Origin of the sequence: Nocardia sp. NPDC050412, from assembly GCF_044458825.1 — a bacterium.
Lineage (GTDB): Bacteria > Actinomycetota > Actinomycetes > Mycobacteriales > Mycobacteriaceae > Nocardia.
The window spans coordinates 348,898-369,904 of record NZ_JBITIJ010000007.1 but is presented as its reverse complement, the minus strand read 5'-3'; the positions used below and the strand labels follow the sequence as shown (position 1 = coordinate 369,904).

The window sequence follows — 21,007 nt, the reverse complement described above, 5'->3', positions numbered from 1 at the left end:
CTCCTGTCCTCTGCCCCGGTATCCCGTGGCGAAATGAATGTCGCGGCTCTCGCCGGGGACATGTGGCTAATCGGCGATCTCCGCGAGGCCGTCGCTCAGTACGACGTCCTCGCCACGGACCGTTTCGAAGGCGTAGATGGTGACGCCGTCGGCCGAGCCGACCTTCCAGATCCGGGTCTCCAGGTCGTCACCGGGGAAGACCATCTTGGCGAATCGAACGGCAAATCGCTTCAGCCGGTGGACATCCGAGCCCGCGACCTCGGTCAGCACGGCCCACGATGCGAAGGCCATGGTGCACAGTCCGTGCGCGATGATCCCGGGCAGACCCGCATCCTTCGCGACCTGCTCATCCAGATGCAGCGGCACCGGATCACCGGAAGCGGGCGAATAGCGGTAGGTCTGATCGAGATCGACATGCTGCGGCACCACCGCGACCGGATCATGTGCCCGCAGTTTCTCGTCGAATTTGTGCGCCGGTGCGGCGACACCGACCGTCTTGCCCGCCTCGATATTGCGGAAGAAGGCCGTCAGGTACTGCTCGTTCACCAATTCCCCTGCCTCGGTGCAGCATTCGATGAGAATGGTGATGGTGCTGCCATTCGAACGGCTGGCGTAGCCGATCGCCTTCGCCCGCGAGACCAGCCGGTCCCCCGGCAGGATCGCGCGGTAGAAGTGGAAATCCTGCTCCCCGTGCATGACTCGGCCGAAGATGTCCATCGGCGCGACATCGATCACCGGCATCATCATGGCCTCGAACACCGGGACGATGCCGAAGATCGGCGAGGCCACCTTGCCCGCCAGATGCGCCTCGATCGGATCATTGGTTGCGGCGGCGTATTCGGCGATCCGTTCCTTCGTGACCTCGAAATGTTCATCGTCACACCAGGTTTCGAGCCCGCTGTCGTCGAATTCCACTGGCCGGGCCACAGCGGCCTCCGTTTTCATTGCCGGCTCCTTCTCAGGCCGAGGCAAGAGCGTCGAGCTGTTCGAGCGACCGGTCCAGCTGCTTGAGACCGTCCTTCTCGACCGCCTTCCCGAGTGCGCCCTTGATCAGCGCGCCCTCGAAGTCCCCCGAGACCAGGACGGTGCTGCCGCCATCGCCCTTGGGCTGGATATCGAAGGTGAATTCGGTCTTCACTCCGGCCATTCCGGTGCCGCCGAGGGTGAGCTTGTTCGGCTGCTCGACCGCGACAACGGTCCATTCCAGCTTGTTCGCCATGCCGAGCATGACGATCTTCGCGACCAGCTTGGCCCCCTCGGCCAAGGTGGCGGGCGGCTCCTCCATGAAGCGCTCGTGGATGGTGAACCACTTGTCCCAGGTCTGCGGATCGGAGACGACCGCCCAGAGCGCGTCGGGGGTGGCGTTGACGTCCTTGGTGGCTTCGATATGGCCCATGAGTTACTCCTTGTCGAATGAATATCGTTGCTGCATCGAGGCTTTCGCGAAGCAGAGCGGTCAGCGATCGGCCCGCTGGTAGGCCGTGACGACAGCGGCGCCGCCGAGGCCGATATTGTGCTGCAACGCGGCGGTGACGTTGTCGACCTGGCGCTTGTCCGCGGTCCCGCGCAGCTGCCAGGTGAGTTCGGAGCATTGCGCCAAACCTGTTGCACCCAAGGGATGCCCCTTGGAGATCAGTCCGCCGGAGGGGTTCACCACCCACTTGCCGCCGTAGGTGGTCTGGTTGTCGTCGATGAGCTTTCCGGCCTCGCCTTCGCCACAGAGCCCGAGGGCCTCATAGAGCAGCAGTTCGTTGGCGGAGAAGCAGTCGTGCAGCTCGATGACCTGAAAGTCCTCCGGACCGAGGCTGGCCTGCTGGTACACCTGTTGCGCGGCTTGGACATTCATGTCGTAGCCGATGAGGTTCTTAGCGGTGTTGTCGAAGGTGGAGGCGAAGTCGGTGGTCATCGCCTGGCCGACGATCTCCACCGCCTGCGCCGCGAGGTCGTGCGAATTCACGAATTCCTCGCTGGCCAGCACGACCGCACCCGAACCATCCGAGGTCGGCGAACATTGCAGCTTGGTGAGCGGGTCGTAGATCATCCGCGAGGCCAGGATGTCATCGAGCGAATACGCGTCCTGGAACTGCGAATACGGGTTGTTCACCGAATGCTTGTGATTCTTGTAGCCGATCTTCGCGAAATGCTCCGCGGTGGTGCCGTATTGCTTCATATGCTCGCGCCCGGCCGCGCCGAACATCCACGGCGCCACCGGGAAAAGCACCTCGGAGATCTCCGCGAGCGCCATGACGTGCTTGGCCATCGGCTGTTCGCGATCGTCCCAGGTTGAACCGAGCGAGCCCGGCTGCATCTTCTCGAAACCCAATGCCAGCGTGCAATCGGCCAGACCGCCCCGAATCGCCTGTGCCGCAAGATAAAGTGCCGTGGATCCGGTCGAGCAGTTGTTATTGACGTTGACCACCGGAATGCCGGTCATCCCCAGTTCGTAGACCGCGCGCTGCCCGGAGGTGGATTCGCCGTAGACATAACCGACGTAAGCCTGCTCGACTTCGCGATAGTCGATCCCGGCATCGGCGAGCGCCTTGGTCCCCGATTCCCGCGCCATATCCGGGTAGTCCCACGCGCTGCCGTCCTCGTTCTTACGGCGGCCCGGCTTTTCGAACTTCGTCATGCCGACGCCAACGACGTAGACCTTGTTCGCCATCGAACTCCTCACGTAGTACCTGACCCGGGGTGACCATGCGCCGTAGACGACAGCCCACATTGATCGATAGCGTCCGGATCGAACAGAAACAAACATACAGAGCTGTATGTAAATCTGCAAGGGCACAAGGAATTCCATACCGCGAAATACGAGAACTACCAGCTCAGGGCGATCGGGAGCGCCATGCCGCGGGTAGCGCGCATCGCGCCATCCACCAAGGGCAACGGCAAGCCTTCCGGCGTGCTGGGGCATGAAGCGCAGATAGTTGACGCGCTCGGCGATCTACGCCATAGGTGACGGGCGGACGCCGCAGCCAGCAGCGCGCCGGACATTCGGACGCCGGAACCAAGCAGATGATCAACGCCGGATGCCGCTCGCCCGCCCCTACTGCGCGCACCCTTCGGTGCGATCACGCACGAAATGGAGTTCGAGCGGCCGGACATGATCGCCTCGGCGGCGCCCGGACCCGGAGGGCCGGAACCAGGTACATCACTGAGGCTCTCAACCAACAAGCAGGGGCGCACGTATTGCCGCCAACACTGAGATGTCGGCAGGCAGCCGGGTCGAAAAGCCCGATGGCCGTTAGCTATTCGGCGGCACCCAGCATCGGACGCGCGGCCAGTGCGGCGCTCGCGATCTCTCGCAGATGCACCGACGCCCGCCGCCAACGCCGGTGTGCCCGTTCCGAATCCGGATCGATAAAGTTGGAGACCAAAATTCCGCGCAGCGCATCCATTGCGGTGTAGACGAAATCGCGAGCTTCCTTGCGCCGCATCTCATCCGGGACGAATCGAGCGACCGCCATCAGCACGGCATTATTGACGAACGGCTCGACCTTCTCCATGGCCGAGGCGAGAACCGGATCAGTCCGACCCGCCACCCACAGCTCAGCGGTGGCGATGAACAGTGGCCCCTGATGTAGCTCCCAGAGGAAGTCCAAGGCCGCCCCGACCGGATCGCCGCCGCCCTGAACCTTGGACATCTCCCGCATCGCGGTCTCCGCACGCAACTGCGCCAGATGACTGATCGCAGCGACCACCAGATCGGTCTTGGACCCGAAATGGTGCACCTGGGCCCCCCGGGTGACCCCGGCCAGCTCGGCGACCCGCGGCGTCGTCGTCCCCGCATACCCGTATTCGACCAGGCAGTCGATGGTGGCATCGAGCAATCGCGTGCGCATCTCACTACTGCGCTGCTCCTGCGTGCGGCGCTTGGGCGCTTCGGACCTGGTCATTCCGGCGATTCTACACTTACATACAGATCTGTATGTTCATCGCCAGACTTCGAACGCTAACCTTAGCAGCGCGTTCTGTCGAAAAATGGTCTGATTGGCTGGCGTAACCAATCAGGAGCACCACGATGGAACTGAGAGATATCGAAATCTTTCTGGCGCTGGCCGAGGAGTTGCACTTCGGGCGGACCGCGGAACGGATGTATCTTTCCCAAGCTCGGATCAGCCAGTCGATCAAGAATCAGGAACGACGTATCGGTGGACGTCTCATCGACCGCGGCAACCCGCGCAATATCCAGCTCACCGCACTGGGCAAGCAGTTGCTCAGCGACTTGCGCCCGGCATACCACGAGCTGACGCAAGCGATCCAGAACGCACGCTCGACCGCACAGGGGGCGGCCCGGATTCTTCGCATCGCCATGATCGGCTTCAATTCGTATGACTACCGGCCATTTTGGGAGCTTTTCCGTACTCGGCACCCGCAGTGGGAACTACAGATCCGCAATATCGAGTTCATCGAACAATTCGACCCGTTGCGACGTGGCGAGGCCGACGTGGTCATCGCATGGTTACCGGTCGAGGAACCCGATCTGACTGTCGGGCCGATCATCTCCACCGAACCCATGGTGGCGATGATGGGCGACGACCACGAGCTTGCGGACGAAAAGCATTTATCCCTGGAGGTTTTCGGCGATCGCGGGGTACTCGCTCCGAGCAAGCCGATGCCCGACTACTGGGAGGACGCCATCAGCCCCTTCTATACACCCCGGGGCCGTCCCATCGAACGCGTTTGCACCGTCTCGACGGTGGAAGACATCCTGACGGTCGCCAGCACCCGCAGCGCCTTCACCATGGGCATGAGCCATGTCGCCCGTTACTACAACCGCCCTGGTATTCGCTACGTGCCGATCAGCGATTCACACCTGGTCCGGTGGGCGCTGGTCTGGCGCAGCGGCGGTGAAACCCAGCAGATTCGCGCGCTGGCGAGCGTTGTTCGTGAGCTGGGGCCACTGGAGCAGAACTGACGCCGCGGTCGGACGCGTCCGAGCTGATGGCGGCGCAGCCGAAGACAGTCGGTGACGCGACGAAGGCAGACGGCATGGCAAAGGCCCGCCGCAACGATGCGACGGGCCACGGGCCACGGGCCACGGGCCTCAGGCTCGGCCAACGTAGGCGAGCAGCCGACGGTGCGCGGGAGCATCACAGGGCGCCTCAACCTCCGGGCCGAACATCCCTGGTACGCGGAAGTTTTCGATGCCCATCTCATGCATGATCGCCAGCATCTCCGCACACAGCTGCTCGTCGACCAAGTCGTCCTGTCCGGTGGCGACCGCCAGATCGACACCATGCACGACGAGTTCGGTCAGGTGGATCACCGCCGCCATCGGGCCGGGCACCTCGCCGAAGCCGAGACGCACCTTCTGCTCGAGTGCGTCGGGGCGATGCCAGGCCGCGCGGTCGAGCACGGCCGCCTCGGCGTAGGCGCCCTGCGGGTCGGTGTCGAGCCAGTCGTCGTGGTGGTCGCGAACCGGGGTCAGGCCCTGTAGTTGAGCGGCAAAGATATTCATGCCGCCCACCAAGTGATTGAGCAGTTCGCGCAGATCCCATTCCCGACACGGCGTGGATACGTTCATCTGTTGTGTGGCAATGCCTTTGACGATGTCACCGGTCATATCGATGGCGCGGTCGATGCGGTTGATCATGTTGATCTCCTGAAAGTCTCGAGCAGTTGGGGAAGGGTTACGCCCGGTCGAAGGTGTCGTCGAGCCAGTCGTAAATGCGAGCGAATGCGAAACGCTGCGCGCCGGACTGGCAGTGGGCGTCGGCACCCTCTTCGACGGTGAATTCGAGCAGCGTCTTCGGGCAGGTCAGATGCCGTCGACGGCGATCAGGGCGGCCACCCGCTGATCGAAGGCGGCGGCGCGCGGCGCGAGGACACCGCCCATGCTGACCCCGAACAGGGCGATCCGGTCGGCATCCACCTCGGGCCGGGCAGCGACATAGTCGAGCACGGGCCCGACCACGTTCTCCCAGTCCGGACGGAAGGCCAGACCCTGGTGGTGCCTGGTGCCCGGCTGGCCCGGACCATCGAAGCTGAGCACGTGGTAGCCGCGCTCGACGGCCGCGACCGCGCCGAAGAAGTGCATTTCCTCGACCGTGCCGTCGAATCCGTTGTGCATCACCACCGTTGGACGCGGCTCACCCGATGTGCCGTGCGCGCCGCACCCGCCACCCGATCGGCGGTAGCCAGCCACTCGTCGTACCAACTGTCGTAATCGTCGGGGACGATCCGCTGGGCGGTGACCGCGACTTCGCCGAAATCGGCTCCGCCATAAGCGATGTGACCGAAGATGCGCAGGGTCTCGTACCAGAACGAGCGGTTATCGGGAAAGAAGATCGGTTCCATTGCCAGCTCCTAAACGCAGTTCGTTGCGGCGTTAAGCACACGATAGCGGCCGCCCACACACAAACGCAAGTCTCGACTGCTTTAAGATGGGGGCATGGATGAACAAGCCCGCGCCCGCCGTCCCGGAGGCCGCAGCGCCCGCGTGCGCGCGGCGGTACACCAGGCGGTCACCGAACTGGTCGCCGAACGCGGCTACGGCAACTTCACCGTCGCCGATGTCGCGGCGCGCGCCGGCGTCGCCGATACCAGCATCTACCGGCGCTGGGGCAATCTCGAGGCGCTGGCCATGGAGGTGACCGTCGATCGGCTCGGCACCGAGTCGGCGATAGCGAATACCGGTTCGCTCGAGGGCGATCTGCGCGCCTACGCCGCCAAGGCAGCGCGCGATGTCAGCGGACCCGACGGATTGGCGCTGCTGCGCACGATTCTCGCGCTGCTCGACACCGGCACGGCGGGCGAACAGACGCGCGACCGCTTCCTCAGCGAACGCGCGAACCAGGTCCAGGCCATGCTGGATCGAGCCACCGCCCGCGGCGAACAGACACCCGACGTGCTGGAGGTGGTCGACATCATCCTGGCCCCGCTCTACACCCGCACCCTGTTCGGCACCGGCCCGCTCACCGACGATTACGTCGATACGCTGGTCGACCGGCTATTGCGCGCGGCGGCCGATAAGCGAAAGTAATCGAATGACAGTCGGATTCGGCGTTGTTCCGGCCGTCCGACTCTCGCAGGCTGAGTCGGTGTCCGAGATCAAGCCCTTCCGAATCGCGATCCCGCAGGCCGACCTGGACGACCTGGCATACCGCCTGACGCACACCCGGTACGTCGCGGAACTGCCCGCTCGGGAGATCGCGGGCCGGGTGTACCCGGGCGTGCCGGTGCGGCCCGGCTGGGAGTACGGCGTTCCGCTGTCATTCGTCCGCCCGCTGCACGAATATTGGCGCGACAGTTTCGACTGGCGCGCACAAGAGCGGCGGCTCAATGCATTTCCGCAATACACGACCGAAATCGACGGGCAAACTATTCATTTCGTGCACGTCACTTCGCCGGAGCCCGACGCGATGCCGCTGCTACTCGCGCACGGTTGGCCGAGTTCGTTCGCCGAATTCCTCGGCCTGGTAGGCGAATTGACCGATCCACGTGCACACGGCGGCGATCCGAGCGACGCCTTCCACGTGGTGATCCCGTCCTACCCCGGCATCGCCTTCTCGGGACCGACCCACACCGCCGGTTGGCGCCCGACACGCATGGCGGCGGCATTCGACGAGCTGATGAACCGCCTCGGCTACGACCTCTACGGTGTGCACGGCAACGACTGCGGCGCCATCGTGGCACCCGAGCTGGGCCGACTCGCCCCGGACCGAGTCGTCGGCGTGCACGTGACCCAGCTCTATTCCTTTCCCAGGCGCGAGCCCGGCGAGCTGGACGGACTCAGCGAATACGAGCTCATCCTGGTGTACTTCGGGCAGAAATTCCGCGCGCACGCCGTCCACAATGCCGCCCAGCAAGCGCAGCCGCAGACCCTCGGCCACGCACTATCGGATTCCCCGGTCGGCCAACTCGCCTGGAGCGGCCAGGCGCTGGTGAACGCGATGAGCACCGACGAATTGCTCACCAATGTGGCGATCTACTGGTTCACCAATACCTCGGCGCCCGCGGCCCGGTTCTACTTCGAACACCATCGCTCGACCGAGGCGACGAAGCCCACCAGCGTGCCGATCGGGCTGGCCTCCTTCGGTTTCGACTTCAAACCGCCACGCAAATTCGCCGAACGCGACCATCGCAACCTCGTGCAATGGCACGAATACGACCGCGGCGGGCACTGGGCCGCACACGAAACCCCCGACCTGTTACTCGCCGACCTGCGCGGATTCTTCAAAAAGGTGATCTGAGCGGACCATCCATCGGCGACGATTACCTCGACCCGATCTCTCGATCCGAGGAGTGCAGATGGCCAACGATTGGAACCAGAACATCATCGCGGAGTTCCGTGCGAATGCGGGCAAGGTCGGCGGCCCGTTCGAGGGCAAAGATCTGCTGCTGCTCACTACGACCGGCGCGAAGACCGGACTGCCGCGCACGAATCCCGCGGCCTACATCCGTGACGGCGACCGTCTGGTGATCATCGCGTCCAAAGCGGGCGCACCCGATAACCCGGACTGGTATCACAATCTGCGGGCGAATCCGAAGGTCACGCTGGAGATCGGCACCGAGACCGTCGAGGCGACGGCCACCCCGATCACCGAGGGCCCGGAACGCGATCGGCTCTACGCGGCCATGGTGGAGGTTATGCCGGGCTTCGCCGAATACGAGACCAAGACGGATCGGGTGATTCCGGTCGTCGCGCTGGAACCCAGCACCTAAGCCACTGAGCGGCGAGCGGTCCAAACGGTCACCGTGAACAGCAGAACGCCGAGCACGGCCAGACCCGCGCCGAGGGCAGCGGGCGCGGTGTAGCCGAGATCTGCCGCGATGACGAGCCCGCCCAGCCACGCGCCCGCCGCGTTGGCGATATTGAGGGCCGCGTGATTGAGCGCCGCGGCGAGGGTCTGGGCGTCGGCGGCGACATCCATCAGCCGGGTCTGCAGACCGGGCGCGAGCGCCGCACCCGATGCGCCGATCAAGAAGGCGCCGATGGCGGCCGTGTACGGATTGTGCGCGGCGGCAACGAATACCGCCAGGATGACGACCATGGCGATCATCGAAGCGTAGATCGCCCGGTCGACGCCGCGATCGGCCAGAATGCCGCCGACGATATTTCCCGCGACCATCCCGAGCCCGAAGAGCATGAGCACGAACGGCACCAGACCGAGCCGCAGACCGGCCACGTCGGTCAGCGTGGTGGTGATATAGGTGTAGACGGCGAACATGCCGCCGAAGCCGATCGCGCCGACCAGCAGGGTCAGCAGCACCTGCGGGCGACGCAGTGCGCCGAGTTCGGTCATCGGGTTGGTGATCCGGATACCGTGCAGTTCCGGCACGAATCGGATCAGGGCCGCGACGGTGGCGACACCGATCACCGCAACCACCACGAAGGCATCGCGCCAGCCGAGATGCTGGCCCAGCCAGGTCGCGCCGGGAACGCCGACAACGTTGGCGGCGCTCAATCCCAGCATAACCGCGGCAATCGCCTTGGCGCGCTGCCCCACTGGCGCCAACGTGGCAGCGGCCAGCGAGGCGACACCGAAGTAAGCGCCGTGCGGCAGGCCCGAAACGAACCGTGCGATGACCAGAGTTTCGAATGTGGGCGCGATAACCGTCGCAGCATTTCCGATGGTGAACGCCACCATCAGGGCGACCAGCAGACGTTTGCGCGGCACCCGCGCGGCCAGTGCGGCGATCAGCGGAGCGCCGACGACAACGCCGAGCGCATAGGCCGATACCGCATGACCTGCCGTCGGCTCGGATACGCGCATGGCACTCGCGATATCGGGCAGCAAACCCATGGTGACGAATTCGGTTGTGCCGATTCCGAATCCACCGAGGGCCAGCGCCAGCATCGCCGGAATATGCCAGTCCGTGCGCTCGGCATCGGCGGGTACTGGGGTCTGCGTGGCAACGGTACCGGTCACGTATTCATGTAACCGCCCGGCGATACCTTCTGCTTCCCGGGCAGGCGTGAGTTCCCCCACGTCAGCGTCAGGAAATCGACTGCGCCGCCCGCATACCGCCCATTCCGGGCACCGCCCGAGCAAACGCGCGTCGATTCCCGCTCCAGCTATCGCGATCCGACCACTTCGCATGGATGCTCGGACCTGCGCAACGCCGACGACGGGTACGACAGTCACACATGGGTCGCGAAACAGTGCGGGCACCCGTACCACCGGTGTGGTGCGGGTGCCCGTATGTCGCGCCCGGCGCTGGCTTTCGTACCCAGCGCCGGGTATTCGGTCAACCTGTCAGCGCAGGGCGCGGGCCAGGTTGGCGTCGAGCGCACCGAGGAACTCCTCGGTGGTCAGATAGCCCTGATCGCCGCCGACGAGCAGCGCCAGGTCCTTGGTCATCTGGCCGCCCTCGACGGTCTTGATGACGACATCCTCGAGTGTCTGCGCGAAGCCGATCACCTCGGGGGTGTTGTCCAGCTTGCCGCGGTGCTCGAGGCCTCGGGTCCAGGCGAAGATCGACGCGATCGGGTTGGTCGAAGTCGGCTTGCCCTGCTGGTGCTGGCGGTAGTGCCGGGTGACGGTGCCGTGCGCGGCCTCGGCCTCACAGGTCCGGCCGTCCGGGGTGAGCAGCACCGAGGTCATCAGGCCGAGCGAGCCGAAGCCCTGGGCCACGGTGTCGGACTGCACGTCGCCGTCGTAGTTCTTGCACGCCCAGACGTAGCCGCCCTCCCACTTCATGGAGGAGGCGACCATATCGTCGATCAGGCGGTGCTCGTAGGTGAGGCCCGCCGCGTCGAACTGGGTCTTGAACTCGGCTTCGAACACCTCCTGGAAGGTGTCCTTGAACATGCCGTCGTAGGCCTTGAGGATGGTGTTCTTGGTCGACATGTAGACCGGGTAGTTCTGCTGCAGGCCGTAGTTGAACGAAGCCCGCGCGAAGTCCTCGATGGACTTCTTGAAGTTGTACATACCCATCACGACGCCGCCGTCCTCGGGCATCTTCACGACCTCGTGCACGATCGGCTCGCTGCCGTCGTCGGGGGTGAAGGTGAGGGTGACGGTGCCGCCCTGGAACACCTTGAAGTCGGTGGCGCGGTACTGATCGCCGAACGCGTGACGGCCGATGATGATGGGCTTGGTCCAGCCGGGGACCAGACGCGGCACATTCGAGATGATGATCGGCGCGCGGAAGATTGTTCCGCCGAGGATGTTGCGGATGGTGCCGTTGGGCGAGCGCCACATCTTCTTCAGGCCGAATTCCTCGACCCTGGCCTCATCCGGGGTGATCGTGGCGCACTTGACGCCGACACCGTGCTCTTTGATCGCATTCGCGGCGTCGATCGTGACCTGGTCGTCTGTCTTGTCCCGATATTCGATGCCGAGGTCGTAATACTCGAGGTTCAGATCGAGATACGGGTGGATCAGCTTGTCCTTGATGAACTGCCAGATGATCCGGGTCATCTCGTCGCCGTCCAGTTCGACGACGGTGCCTTCAACCTTGATCTTGGACATGGATCTTCGTGTCCTCCTAGGATGGTGCCCTTATTGCACGGCCAGGCGAACACGCTTGTGAGCGGACCCCAGCTGTTCCAACAGACAACGTATATGTCCCGCGTTGTCGGCGAGACATGTGGTGCAAACAAGACAAGCGTACTGCTGCCATTGACCTCACCGCGCGGGCAGCCCCCTATGTGAAGCCGCCCGAAATAGTTACCGACAAGTAGGTCGGCGGTGCCGACACCCTGCCGAAATAGCATGTCCGGGCATCCCCACGGATACCCGGACATCGCTATTTCAGGATCAGACCGCGACCGGAATCTGTACGTCTTCCTCGGATCCCTCGATCAGATTTTCCGGCTTGTCCCGAATCATCAACGCGATCACCGGAATTGCCGCGAGGAAGAATCCGGCGCCGACATAGAACGCCACGTCGTAGCTGTGGATCGACGCGCGGGCCATCAGGTTGTCGACCGTCGGATTGTTCTGCGCGAAGGTCTTGGCCGTCTGCACCGAGATGGTGGTGAGCAGTGCGGTGCCCACCGCGCCGCCGACCTGCTGTGCCGCATTCAACAGCGCGCTGGCCACACCGGAGTCCTCCTGCTCGACCTGATGCAGCGCGACGGTCTGCATCCCGACGAACAGCGGGCCCATACCGAGCGCGATCAGCACCTGCGCCGGCAGCACGCTGGCCGCGTAGCTGTCGCCGTAGCTCAGCTGCGCCAGCCACACCAGACCGAGCACGCCGAGCACAGCGCCGGCCACCATCAGCGGCCGCGGCCCCAGCTTCGGCAGCAGCGCGCTGGTGACACCGGCCGAGATCGCGATGCCAGCCGGGAACGGCAGGAAGGCGAAACCGGCCTTCAGCGACGAGTAGCCGAGCGTGATCTGGAAGTAGTAGCTCAGGAACAGGAACATCGCGAACATCGCGATCGGGATCAGCAGCGCGGCCAGGAAGGCGCCACCGCGGTTGATCTCACCCGGAATATGCAACGGCAGCAGCGGATTCGACGAGCGACGCTCGATGGCGACGAAGGCGATCAGCAGGGCGACGCCGATGACCAGCAGCCCGAGGGTGCTGCCGGCCAGCCAGCCGTCCTCGGCGGCGCGGCTGAATCCGTACACGATGGCGATCAGGCCGAGCGTCACGGTGACCGCGCCGGGCACGTCATAGCCGCCGGTGCGCAGAGTCGGCACATCCTTCACCACGAATGCCAGCGCACCGAGCAGCGCGAGCAGGGCGATCGGGGTGTTCACCAGCAGGCACCAGCGCCACGAGGCGTATTCGGTCAGCGCGCCTCCGGCGATCAGGCCGAGTGCGGCACCACCCGCGGAAATACCGGCGAAAACGCCGAACGCGGTCGCGCGCTCCTTGGCCTCGGTGAAGGTCACCGAGAGCAGTGACAGCGCCGCGGGCGCGAGCAGCGCCGCGAACGCACCCTGCAGTGCTCGTCCGGCGAACAGCTCCGCGCCGTTCTGCGCCAGACCCGCCACCGCGGATGCCCCGGCGAAGCCGACCAGGCCGACGATGAAGATCCGACGCCGCCCCAGGTAGTCGGCCATCCGCCCGCCGAGTAGCAACAGGCCGCCGAAGATCAGCGTGTAGGCGGTCAGCATCCACTGCCGATTGCCGTCGCTGATGTCGAGATCCTGCTGGGCGAAGGGCAGCGAAATGGTCACGATGGTGGCGTCGAGAACCACCATGAGCTGGGCCAATGCGATCACCCCCAGGGCCCACCAGCGCGCCGAACTCGTTGGTTTCTCCAGAACTTCTACCGCTGTCGCAGTCTCGCTCACCTTGGTCTCCTAGTCCGAAGTTCGTGCAGCCATCCTGTCATCGACAGACATTTGTCGTCAAGAGAAAAATGTCGCACTACGACATTTGGCCGTTAAGGACACGAACCGGCCCGATTGCGCTAACATGAGGCCATGCTCGAGTCATCGACGCCGATCGGCGCGAGCGCCACAGCCGAGGACGCTGTGCGCGCCCCAGCGAACCCAGGGCCCAGTGCGCCCGGCGGTCTGGGGTTGCGCGAGCGCAAGAAGCAGCAGACCCGGTTGCGCATCATCGAGGTGGCGCTCGACCTGTGCGACGCCCAGGGATTCGACGCGACGACGGTCGAACAGATCGCGGACCGCGCGGATGTGTCCCCGCGCACGATCAACCGGTATTTCGACAGCAAAGAGGCCATCATCCTCGGGCCGGTCAAGGACTTCGGACTCGCGATCGCCGAGTGCCTGCGCGGACTCCCGGTCACCGGCAATGAGCTGCAATCGCTGCGCGAGGCCTTCCTGCTGGTCGTCGACCAGGCCGCGGTGAATACCGAGGGACCGCTGTCGTTCCGGCGCTTCCAGCAGATGCAGCGGATTCTGCGCAGCAGTCCGACGGTCAGTGCGCAGAGCATGGAACTGGCCGACGATAAGAACGCCGCGATCGCCGACGTGATCGCCGAGCGACTCGGCACCCAGCCCGATGCGCTGCCGGTGCGGCTGGTCGTCGGCGCCTGGCAGCTGATCGGCCACCTCAGCATGGAATGCCAGAACTCGATCCTCGACGAGGAGGACACCGCTGCGGCCGCCGCGGACGCCCGCACCGGATTCACCACATCGTTCGATGAGTTCATACGCGTGTGCACCGGGCAGCCTGCGACCGAACCGGCGGAAACCCGGTAAGGGATTTCAGTCGCCGACCGCCCGCCGGTTACCATGTCCGTCAGGTCATGAGTGCCAGCGCGAAGCCCCGGCTTGCTGGACGGCAACCCTCCAGCAGCGGTGGGGTGCTCCGGGTGATGACCGGGCTCTCGATGGTCGAGGGCAAGCGCGCACTTCAGGAGGTTTTTCCGATGAGTTGTTGTCCGTCACCCGCACTCCGATAAGACCTGCCGGCGAACAACCCTTTGGAGCACGACATGAGTGACCCCATCGCGTCCGCGGCCGATCGGTTCGTCGCGAGCGCGCAGAGCACCGGCGCACGCACCCAGCCGATCTACCGGACCGCGGCCCGGTTGAGCCGGGTAGTTAACATCGGGGACGTGCGTTCTCTCGTGATTCACCCAGCGTCGGCGACGCGCAGTTTCACGGGGACGACGTCATGAGCGAACGAATCGGCGATACCGCGATCGCGACGGAGCCGAACGTCGGCGAGGCGGACGTGAGCGAGCGAACCGTCGATGCAGCACCCTCGGTCGCGACGGAGCCGAGCGCTGGCGAGGCGGAGTCGTGACCGTGACAGATCCCAGTACCACGCGTTCGTCCGTGGTGGCCCTGCCGCCGCCGGACGGAAGCCTCGGCATCATTGCCATCGGGGATGTGCGTCTCGAAAGCGGCGCGGTCATCCCGGACGTTCATCTGGCCGTGCAGCGCTGGGGCGAGCTCTCTCCCGCATTGGACAATGTGGTGCTCGTCGAGCACGCGCTGACCGGCGATTCGCATGTGGTCGGGGTACCCGACGATATCCATCCGCTGCCCGGCTGGTGGGACGGCATGGTCGGGCCAGGCGCCCCGGTGGATACCGACGAATGGTGCGTCATCGCGACGAACGTGCTCGGCGGCTGCATGGGCAGCACCGGTCCCTCGACGCTGGCGCCGGACGGAAAGCCTTGGGGTTCAAGGTTTCCGGAGATCTCGATCCGTGATCAGGTGACCGCGGAAGCGGCACTGCTCGATCTGCTCGGCATCGAACGCCTGGCCGCCGTCGTAGGCGGTTCGATGGGCGGTATGCGGGTGCTGGAGTGGATGGCCGGCGCGCCGGAGCGGGTCGTTTCCGCACTGGTACTCGCCGTCGGCGCACGCGCCACCGCCGACCAGATCGGTACGCAGACAACGCAAATCGCCGCCATCAAGGCCGATCCCGACTGGCAGGGCGGCGATTACCACGACACCGATCGCGCCCCGGTGACCGGCATGGGCATCGCCCGACGCATCGCACACCTGACCTACCGCACCGAGGGCGAACTCGATCACCGCTTCGAGAACAACGCGCAGGACGACGAGGATCCACGCAACGGCGGCCGCTACGCGGTGCAGAGCTACCTGGACCACCAGGCCGAAAAGCTTTGCAGCCGTTTCGATCCCGCCACCTACGTGCTACTGACCGAGGCGATGAACCGACACGATATCGGCCGCGGGCGCGGCGGTATCGCGGCCGCCCTCGCCGCCACCCCGGTACCGTGCGTGGTCGGCGGTGTCGACTCGGATCGCCTGTACCCGTTGCGAACTCAACAGGAATTGGCCGACGGCTTGCCGGGCTGCGAGGGTCTGGAGATCGTACACTCCCGCGACGGTCACGACGGCTTCCTCACCGAAGCCGCGGCGGTATCGAAATTGCTGACCGAAACAATGCGATTGGCACGAGTGGGTCGCACCAGCTGAAAGTCCGCTGCCTACCAGGCCACCTGTGTCGCAGACGATCACTCGGCTTGTTCAGCGCGCTCCTCGCGGAGCAACTCTTCCGACTTGCCCGCGAGATCGGGCTCGGCGTGCATCATGCCCGCAAACGAGAGGTGCCGACGCCGCTCGGCCCTTGGGCTCGGTGATCGGGTCTCGCCGAGGGTGTCGGTGACAACCAATTGCAACGCGACGGCCTGCAGCGCCTGCGCTTGGTCCGGCGTAAGCCGATCGACCAGGCGATGCAGGTCTTCGTAGGCGTGCGCTGCGGTCATGGCGTCGATGGCAGTGGTCCTCCGGTCACGAGTTTCAACTCATCCAAGGCCGCGCGAATGTGTTGCGACAGAGTGCGCTTGCCGCTGCCCTCGACCCAGCTCTCGAAGGCGATCTTGAATACGGCGACCCCGGCTTCGGCGGCCAAACTCGCGGCCGGATCGGTTACGCCGCGCTCGCGTAGCGCCTCGGCCAGCGCGGCAGCCAGTGTTGCCAGCTTGATCAGCTCGCGCTCCTGAAGTTCGGCATTGGCCGCAATAACGGCTTGCCGTTGCCGGGCGAACTCGCGGCGCTGCTCGAAAAACGTATCGGCGACCTCGGTGAGCGCCGTGGCGATCGCCTCGATGGGCGGCATGGCAGCGGGCGCGTCGCGCACCCCGCGCACGAGGGCCGCTTGGAGCGCGCTCGCCCCCGCGAACAGGACTTCGCGCTTATCGGCGAAATGCCGGAAGAACGTTCGCTCGGTGAGCCCCGCACGCTTGGTGATCTCCGCGACGGTCGTGCTCTCGAACCCGTTCTCGCGGTACAGCTCCAGAGCCGATTTTTCGAGGCGACCGCGCGCATCAGGCTCCCATCGACTCATGTGCAGATCCTATCTGATGACAGTGGCTGTCATCACGTGTACGTTGATGTCAGTCACTGACATCACTGCCTTCGCGCTGGCGAGGACATCAAGAGACTTGGAGTACTTCCGTGCGGATTTTCATTACCGGAGCATCGGGACATATCGGCTCCGCGGTCATCCCCGAACTTCTCGCCGCCGGACATGAGGTCGTCGGCCTGGCCCGGTCGAATGAAGCCGCCGCCACGGTGGCAGCAGCCGGTGCCGACGTGCACCGAGGAGATCTCGACGATCTCGACAACCTGCGCGCAGCCGCCGCCGCAGCCGACGGCGTCATCCACCTGGCCTTCAAACACGACGCCATGCAGACCGGCGACTTCGCCGGAGCGATCGCGGCCGATCTGCGTGCCATCGAGACGATCGGCGATGCGCTCGCGGGCAGCGGCAAACCCTTCGTGAGCACATCGGGCACGCTCATGCTCGCGTTCGCCGGGCTGGGCAGGGTGGGAACCGAAGCCGACGCGCTCGATGCGGGACCGCGGGTCGACGCCGAGAAAACGGTAGTCGCGCTCGCGGACCGCGGTGTCCGATCGTCGGTCATCCGGCTCCCACCGACCGTGCACAGCTCACTCGACCATCACGGCTTCGTGCCGACCTTGATAGCCACCGCCCGCGAAAAGGGCCTCGCCGCCTACGTCGGCGACGGAAACAACCGCTGGCCCGCCGGACACACCCTCGATGCCGCGCACCTGTACCGATTGGCGCTGGAGACGGCCCCTGCTGGGGCTCGGTTACATGCGGTCGATGACGAAGGCGTGCCCTTCCGTGAGATCGCCGAAGCAATCGGTCGCCATCTGGATCTGCCGGTGATCAGCATCCCGCAGGAGCGTGCGGATGCGCACTTCGGTTACCTCGGTCCCTTTGTCGCGCTGGACAATCCGACCTCGAGCGCGCGCACCCGGGAACTTCTCACCTGGAAGCCGACACATCCCGGCCTCATCGAGGATCTCGGCCAAGGCCACTACTTCAACGCTCTTTAGCGACCAGCTCCGGGATGGCGCACGCCATGCCCTCCGCCATCCCGGTTGGGCGCACGCCGAGCCCCTGGTTATGGCGGGCACGCTGGTTTTCCCAGGCGATGGTGGCCGTTAGTTCGGCGAACTGCCCTTTGGACAGGTGGTTCAGCAATTCAGTGCGCAGATCCGCGAGTTCGACGGCCGGTGTGGCGGTCATGGCCTCGGCGAAGGAGATGACAAGTTTGTCCAGGTCGCTGTAGACGTCGCTGGTGCGATAGCGCGGCAGGTCGCGCAGTTGTTGCTCGGTGAGTCCGCTCGAGTGCGCCAGTGCCGAGCCGATATCCAGGCAGAACTCGCAGTTCACAAGTCCGGCCGTCTTCAGTTCGGCCAGCTCCTTGAGCTTGGGATCCAGTCTGTTGCTGAACAGCAGCGCTGTTTCGTACCCGAGCGTGCCGAAAAGGAGCTGTGGTCGGCGGGCGAGCCAGCCGAACAGGTCGGATCGGTTCCGCTTCGCCTGCCGCATCGCTTGCACGTAGTGCCGAATCCGGGAAAGCGCTCGCATTGTCCGTGCCCCCTTGTGCAGGATGGATCTCTTCTCGCTGAAACTACGCCTGGTAGTAGTCGGAGGCAATGCCTGATCGAGTGTCGCGAAACCTGTTGCGGAGCAGTAGCCCTGCCTCGAGGCCCGGCAATCGGGTGCGCGGCTGCGTCGCACTGGTGTGAGCGGCCGCATGCCGTCTGCAAGAATCGGGGCGTGACCGACGTTGACTCGTCTGCCGCTGAACGGCAGTCCGACCGGACCAGCCCGGGTGCGCAGTTCCTGCGCTGCCACCTGCCCATGCTGGTCGTGACGGCGGTCATCCTGCTCGCGGTCGTCTTCGTGGCCTGGGACCGCTGGCGTCGCGGCGCGCTGTTCTTCGGCGGTGCGGCCCTGCTCGCGGCCACCTTCCGGCTCTGCCTGCCGACGGCTCGGGTCGGACTGCTCGCGGTGCGCAGCAAGCCGTTCGACGTCGCCGCGCTGAGCCTGCTCGGCACTGCCATCGTGTTCATTGCCGCCACGATCAACACCCTCGGCGTCGGCTGATACCGCGACGATTACCCCACGACACGACACGAGACAAACCCCGCCCGACCGCACACGAAAGCGGTCCCGGCAACCGACGTTACCGGGACCGCTTTCACCTGCCACTTGACAGAACAGGCCTACATATCAGTTGTGGCAGGTGTCCCGGTCGTTGTAGAGCATCAGCTGGGTGACCCTGGCATCGGCGGGCATATCCCGGTAGATGCCGAGGAACCCGTAGCGCGCGGGTTGATCGGGGACCGCGGCCGAACTCCAGTTGTAACCGATCTCGAGCGTGGGATAGGCGGCGCGCACTTCGTCGACCGTGGAGCCGACCGCAATGCCCTCGGGCGTACGGACGGGAAGTTTGCCGGGCATGATCGCGACTATTTCGCCCTTGTTGGTGAAACCCTGCCAACCGGCTCGTGCGGTATAGCGGCCGCAGCCGGGCGGATCGTTGGTGTCATCGAAGGCCGCGATTTCGCTGGTGGCCTCGGCCTCGCTTCGGCTCATCCCGAGCCGTAGCTTGCCGAAGCCGAGCGGGCCGAGCACGGTCGGTGCCGATGGCACCGTGGTCGTCGACGCCGCTTCCCGAGTGGTCTCGGTCGGCTCATCAGAGCACGCCGTTGCGCCGGTGAACACCGCACTGAGCAGCGCGAATGCCAGTACGGCACGGTGAATACGCATGGTCTTACCCCCGATGTCGTCCATGAACCGGAATGCCCGCCGAACCGAGACGGGTGCGATGTCGGCCCAGTCTGCACAGCGGCGACTGCCCGAGTCAAGGCGGCATCCATCGGCCGAGGTACACCTTATGCGTCACCACTTCGGCCGCGATGCCCGCTGAGGCGCAACAACTTTCGGTGCGGCGGCTTCCGATCGAGCGTGGCGGAATGGCGACTCCCATGATCTTGCGGATCCGCCGTTTCGCCGGCGCCGTAGCGCGATGTCAGCTCGACGGGTATCGCTCGGTGAAGACTGCGCGCTCGCGGGGACGGCGACCCGGATGCGGCGGAGCGCTGTCGCCGTAGCCGATCGCGACCATGACCGCGATGGCGAGGTCGGGGCGGTCATCGATGCCGATGGCCTTCTTGACCAGGTCCGGGTCCCAGCCGTTCATCGGAGCCGAGGACAGACCGAAGCTGGTGGCGGCGAGCATGACATAGGTCGCGGCGATCATCGCATTCTTCACGGCGTTTTCGCGAGTGAGTCCGCGCTGCCGCAATAAGTGGAATTCGTTGCGCGAGTTGAACATTGCGGTGAACTCCGCATTCCACGCGCCGTTGCGTCCGGCCAGTTCGACGATATCGGCATTTTCGGCCTGCCATGCCGCCGTTTCGGCGACGAAGACCAGCACGACGGGGGCCTCCAGCGGTTGTGGCTGACCGAAGGCGGCGATCGACAGGTCGCGACGCCCGGCCGCACTGGTCATTACCACGATCGACCGGTCCTGCATATTCCATGCGCTGGGCGCCTCGACGGCCAGATCCAGCAGTTCGTCGAGCAGTTCGCGCGGTACTGGATCCGGACGGTAGTGGCGAGTGGTGCGTCGGGCGCGAATCGCGTCGGGAACCGAAAGTATCTGTGCGTTCATGATTCTTACTATCGGAGAGTGACGAACTAATGGGAAGACAGCACTTAATGGTGCGCTACACTCCGAAAGGTGCGTACGGTGATCGAGGCCAGCGGGCTGCCTGCCGATGTCTACTCGGCGAAATGCCCCACCCGACAGGTACTCGACCACGTCGCGGGCAAATGGACCGTGCTGATCGTGGACGCACTCGCCGAGGGCACGATGCGCTATACCGATCTACACCGCCGCATCGAGGGCATCTCACAGAAAATGCTCACGCAAACCCTGCGGCAGCTGGAAACCAACGGATTCATCACGCGCACAGTGCATCCCACCGTGCCGCCGCGCGTGGACTACGATCTCACCGACCTCGGCCACAGCTTGCGCGGCCCGATCGCGGCACTGCGCGACTGGATCGAGGTCAATATCAACCGCATCGAAGCGGCACGTCGCGCCGCCCGCTAGCCGACCTCGGCTGCGGTGCGCCGCCCACAGGCGCTGTACAACTGCCGCGCCCGACTCGGCGTAATCGTCTCCAGTCGCATCGGCGGCTCGCCCTTCAGATGCTGCTCCAGAATTCGACCCGCCATCGGGGCGATGAACGGCGCGGCGACGATTCCATCGTCCAACTGCTGCTCGGCGCCCCCGCCGCACCGTCAGTCGAATGATGTCCGCGCGCCGTGCCGCCGTGGATCAGGCGGGATGCAAGTCTCCAGCGCGAACATGACA

Annotated in this window: 26 protein-coding genes and 1 riboswitch; of the genes, 10 read left to right on the top strand and 16 right to left on the bottom strand. The window is 65.0% G+C overall.

The window, feature by feature from the left end; genetic code table 11:
- Window positions 1-66 precede the first annotated feature (66 nt).
- The 4 genes from ACIBI6_RS21840 to ACIBI6_RS21825 all read right to left on the bottom strand — a co-directional run bounded on the left by ACIBI6_RS21840 (window position 67) and on the right by ACIBI6_RS21825 (window position 3,896).
- A complete protein-coding gene (locus ACIBI6_RS21840; protein ID WP_396957500.1) occupies window positions 67-945 on the bottom strand; it encodes a MaoC/PaaZ C-terminal domain-containing protein in 879 nt (292 codons plus the stop codon).
- Window positions 946-958: 13 nt separating this feature from the next.
- Complete coding sequence (locus tag ACIBI6_RS21835) at window positions 959-1,396, bottom strand: SRPBCC family protein (RefSeq protein WP_364346403.1); 438 nt, start codon at window positions 1,394-1,396, stop codon at window positions 959-961.
- A gap of 60 nt (window positions 1,397-1,456) precedes the next feature.
- The gene (locus tag ACIBI6_RS21830) at window positions 1,457-2,662 is read right to left on the bottom strand and encodes a lipid-transfer protein (RefSeq protein ID WP_396957499.1); all 1,206 of its coding nucleotides are present in this window, start codon (window positions 2,660-2,662) and stop codon (window positions 1,457-1,459) included.
- 586 nt (window positions 2,663-3,248) lie between these two features.
- On the bottom strand, window positions 3,249-3,896 hold the full coding sequence (locus ACIBI6_RS21825) for a helix-turn-helix domain-containing protein (protein WP_364346397.1): 648 nt from the start codon (window positions 3,894-3,896) through the stop codon (window positions 3,249-3,251).
- A 125-nt stretch (window positions 3,897-4,021) separates the two neighbouring features.
- Between ACIBI6_RS21825 and ACIBI6_RS21820 the strand changes: the two genes are divergently transcribed.
- On the top strand, window positions 4,022-4,918 hold the full coding sequence (locus ACIBI6_RS21820; protein WP_396957498.1) for a LysR family transcriptional regulator: 897 nt from the start codon (window positions 4,022-4,024) through the stop codon (window positions 4,916-4,918).
- Between the two features lie 129 nt (window positions 4,919-5,047).
- Here ACIBI6_RS21820 and ACIBI6_RS21815 read toward each other — a convergent pair whose 3' ends face one another.
- The 3 genes from ACIBI6_RS21815 to ACIBI6_RS21805 all read right to left on the bottom strand — a co-directional run bounded on the left by ACIBI6_RS21815 (window position 5,048) and on the right by ACIBI6_RS21805 (window position 6,300).
- Window positions 5,048-5,596 (bottom strand): TIGR03086 family metal-binding protein, encoded by a 549-nt coding sequence (locus ACIBI6_RS21815; protein ID WP_364346393.1) that lies wholly within the window; start codon window positions 5,594-5,596, stop codon window positions 5,048-5,050.
- Window positions 5,597-5,761: 165 nt separating this feature from the next.
- Window positions 5,762-6,073, bottom strand: coding sequence for an alpha/beta fold hydrolase (locus ACIBI6_RS21810; protein ID WP_364346391.1), 312 nt, complete (start codon window positions 6,071-6,073; stop codon window positions 5,762-5,764).
- On the bottom strand, window positions 6,073-6,300 hold the full coding sequence (locus ACIBI6_RS21805; protein ID WP_396957497.1) for a hypothetical protein: 228 nt from the start codon (window positions 6,298-6,300) through the stop codon (window positions 6,073-6,075). The genes ACIBI6_RS21810 and ACIBI6_RS21805 overlap by 1 nt, the downstream gene beginning before the upstream one ends.
- 94 nt (window positions 6,301-6,394) lie before the next feature.
- Here ACIBI6_RS21805 and ACIBI6_RS21800 point away from each other — a divergent pair, with 94 nt between their 5' ends.
- Genes ACIBI6_RS21800 through ACIBI6_RS21790 form a run of 3 tightly spaced genes read left to right on the top strand, consistent with a single transcriptional unit; the run spans window position 6,395 to window position 8,667 of the window.
- A complete protein-coding gene (locus tag ACIBI6_RS21800; RefSeq protein ID WP_396957496.1) occupies window positions 6,395-6,985 on the top strand; it encodes a TetR/AcrR family transcriptional regulator in 591 nt (196 codons plus the stop codon).
- 4 nt (window positions 6,986-6,989) lie between these two features.
- A complete protein-coding gene (locus tag ACIBI6_RS21795) occupies window positions 6,990-8,195 on the top strand; it encodes an epoxide hydrolase family protein (RefSeq protein ID WP_396957495.1) in 1,206 nt (401 codons plus the stop codon).
- 58 nt (window positions 8,196-8,253) lie between these two features.
- On the top strand, window positions 8,254-8,667 hold the full coding sequence (locus ACIBI6_RS21790) for a nitroreductase family deazaflavin-dependent oxidoreductase (RefSeq protein ID WP_364346383.1): 414 nt from the start codon (window positions 8,254-8,256) through the stop codon (window positions 8,665-8,667).
- On the opposite strand, the gene ACIBI6_RS21785 is transcribed toward ACIBI6_RS21790, so the two are convergent.
- The 3 genes from ACIBI6_RS21785 to ACIBI6_RS21775 all read right to left on the bottom strand — a co-directional run bounded on the left by ACIBI6_RS21785 (window position 8,664) and on the right by ACIBI6_RS21775 (window position 13,202).
- The gene (locus ACIBI6_RS21785; RefSeq protein ID WP_396957618.1) at window positions 8,664-9,803 is read right to left on the bottom strand and encodes an MFS transporter; all 1,140 of its coding nucleotides are present in this window, start codon (window positions 9,801-9,803) and stop codon (window positions 8,664-8,666) included. The two genes, ACIBI6_RS21790 and ACIBI6_RS21785, sit on opposite strands and share 4 nt — an antisense overlap.
- 399 nt (window positions 9,804-10,202) lie before the next feature.
- On the bottom strand, window positions 10,203-11,420 hold the full coding sequence (locus ACIBI6_RS21780; protein WP_364346381.1) for an NADP-dependent isocitrate dehydrogenase: 1,218 nt from the start codon (window positions 11,418-11,420) through the stop codon (window positions 10,203-10,205).
- A gap of 288 nt (window positions 11,421-11,708) precedes the next feature.
- The gene (locus ACIBI6_RS21775) at window positions 11,709-13,202 is read right to left on the bottom strand and encodes an MFS transporter (protein ID WP_396957494.1); all 1,494 of its coding nucleotides are present in this window, start codon (window positions 13,200-13,202) and stop codon (window positions 11,709-11,711) included.
- A gap of 132 nt (window positions 13,203-13,334) precedes the next feature.
- Between ACIBI6_RS21775 and ACIBI6_RS21770 the strand changes: the two genes are divergently transcribed.
- The 3 genes from ACIBI6_RS21770 to ACIBI6_RS21760 all read left to right on the top strand — a co-directional run bounded on the left by ACIBI6_RS21770 (window position 13,335) and on the right by ACIBI6_RS21760 (window position 15,776).
- Window positions 13,335-14,078 carry a TetR family transcriptional regulator gene (locus tag ACIBI6_RS21770; RefSeq protein ID WP_364346377.1) on the top strand — a complete coding sequence of 248 codons (744 nt, stop codon included), beginning with the start codon at window positions 13,335-13,337 and terminating at the stop codon, window positions 14,076-14,078.
- A 43-nt stretch (window positions 14,079-14,121) separates the two neighbouring features.
- A riboswitch (SAM riboswitch) is annotated at window positions 14,122-14,232 on the top strand.
- Between the two features lie 264 nt (window positions 14,233-14,496).
- Window positions 14,497-14,628 carry a hypothetical protein gene (locus ACIBI6_RS21765; RefSeq protein ID WP_396957493.1) on the top strand — a complete coding sequence of 44 codons (132 nt, stop codon included), beginning with the start codon at window positions 14,497-14,499 and terminating at the stop codon, window positions 14,626-14,628.
- Window positions 14,625-15,776 carry a homoserine O-acetyltransferase gene (locus ACIBI6_RS21760; protein ID WP_396957492.1) on the top strand — a complete coding sequence of 384 codons (1,152 nt, stop codon included), beginning with the start codon at window positions 14,625-14,627 and terminating at the stop codon, window positions 15,774-15,776. Before ACIBI6_RS21765 ends, ACIBI6_RS21760 begins: the two co-directional genes overlap by 4 nt.
- 38 nt (window positions 15,777-15,814) lie before the next feature.
- Here the strand turns inward: ACIBI6_RS21760 and ACIBI6_RS21755 are convergent, their stop codons facing one another.
- Complete coding sequence (locus tag ACIBI6_RS21755) at window positions 15,815-16,066, bottom strand: hypothetical protein (protein ID WP_396957491.1); 252 nt, start codon at window positions 16,064-16,066, stop codon at window positions 15,815-15,817.
- Window positions 16,063-16,647 (bottom strand): TetR/AcrR family transcriptional regulator, encoded by a 585-nt coding sequence (locus ACIBI6_RS21750; RefSeq protein ID WP_396957490.1) that lies wholly within the window; start codon window positions 16,645-16,647, stop codon window positions 16,063-16,065. The genes ACIBI6_RS21755 and ACIBI6_RS21750 overlap by 4 nt, the downstream gene beginning before the upstream one ends.
- A 110-nt stretch (window positions 16,648-16,757) precedes the next feature.
- Between ACIBI6_RS21750 and ACIBI6_RS21745 the strand changes: the two genes are divergently transcribed.
- Window positions 16,758-17,666 (top strand): SDR family oxidoreductase, encoded by a 909-nt coding sequence (locus ACIBI6_RS21745; RefSeq protein WP_364346369.1) that lies wholly within the window; start codon window positions 16,758-16,760, stop codon window positions 17,664-17,666.
- On the opposite strand, the gene ACIBI6_RS21740 is transcribed toward ACIBI6_RS21745, so the two are convergent.
- Window positions 17,653-18,204 carry a carboxymuconolactone decarboxylase family protein gene (locus ACIBI6_RS21740; RefSeq protein WP_396957489.1) on the bottom strand — a complete coding sequence of 184 codons (552 nt, stop codon included), beginning with the start codon at window positions 18,202-18,204 and terminating at the stop codon, window positions 17,653-17,655. The two genes, ACIBI6_RS21745 and ACIBI6_RS21740, sit on opposite strands and share 14 nt — an antisense overlap.
- A 276-nt stretch (window positions 18,205-18,480) precedes the next feature.
- On the opposite strand from ACIBI6_RS21740, the gene ACIBI6_RS21735 reads away from it, so the two are divergent.
- A complete protein-coding gene (locus tag ACIBI6_RS21735) occupies window positions 18,481-18,726 on the top strand; it encodes a DUF3017 domain-containing protein (protein WP_084508289.1) in 246 nt (81 codons plus the stop codon).
- 126 nt (window positions 18,727-18,852) lie between these two features.
- On the opposite strand, the gene ACIBI6_RS21730 is transcribed toward ACIBI6_RS21735, so the two are convergent.
- Both ACIBI6_RS21730 and ACIBI6_RS21725 read right to left on the bottom strand, forming a co-directional pair.
- Entirely contained in the window at window positions 18,853-19,416 is a 564-nt protein-coding gene (locus ACIBI6_RS21730) for a hypothetical protein (protein WP_364346365.1), read from the bottom strand.
- Window positions 19,417-19,654: 238 nt separating this feature from the next.
- Window positions 19,655-20,299 carry a nitroreductase family protein gene (locus tag ACIBI6_RS21725; protein ID WP_396957488.1) on the bottom strand — a complete coding sequence of 215 codons (645 nt, stop codon included), beginning with the start codon at window positions 20,297-20,299 and terminating at the stop codon, window positions 19,655-19,657.
- Between the two features lie 69 nt (window positions 20,300-20,368).
- Between ACIBI6_RS21725 and ACIBI6_RS21720 the strand changes: the two genes are divergently transcribed.
- Window positions 20,369-20,743 carry a helix-turn-helix domain-containing protein gene (locus ACIBI6_RS21720; RefSeq protein WP_364346361.1) on the top strand — a complete coding sequence of 125 codons (375 nt, stop codon included), beginning with the start codon at window positions 20,369-20,371 and terminating at the stop codon, window positions 20,741-20,743.
- Here ACIBI6_RS21720 and ACIBI6_RS21715 read toward each other — a convergent pair.
- Window positions 20,740-20,907 carry a hypothetical protein gene (locus ACIBI6_RS21715; RefSeq protein ID WP_364346359.1) on the bottom strand — a complete coding sequence of 56 codons (168 nt, stop codon included), beginning with the start codon at window positions 20,905-20,907 and terminating at the stop codon, window positions 20,740-20,742. The genes ACIBI6_RS21720 and ACIBI6_RS21715 overlap by 4 nt on opposite strands.
- Between the last annotated feature and the right edge of the window lie 100 nt (window positions 20,908-21,007).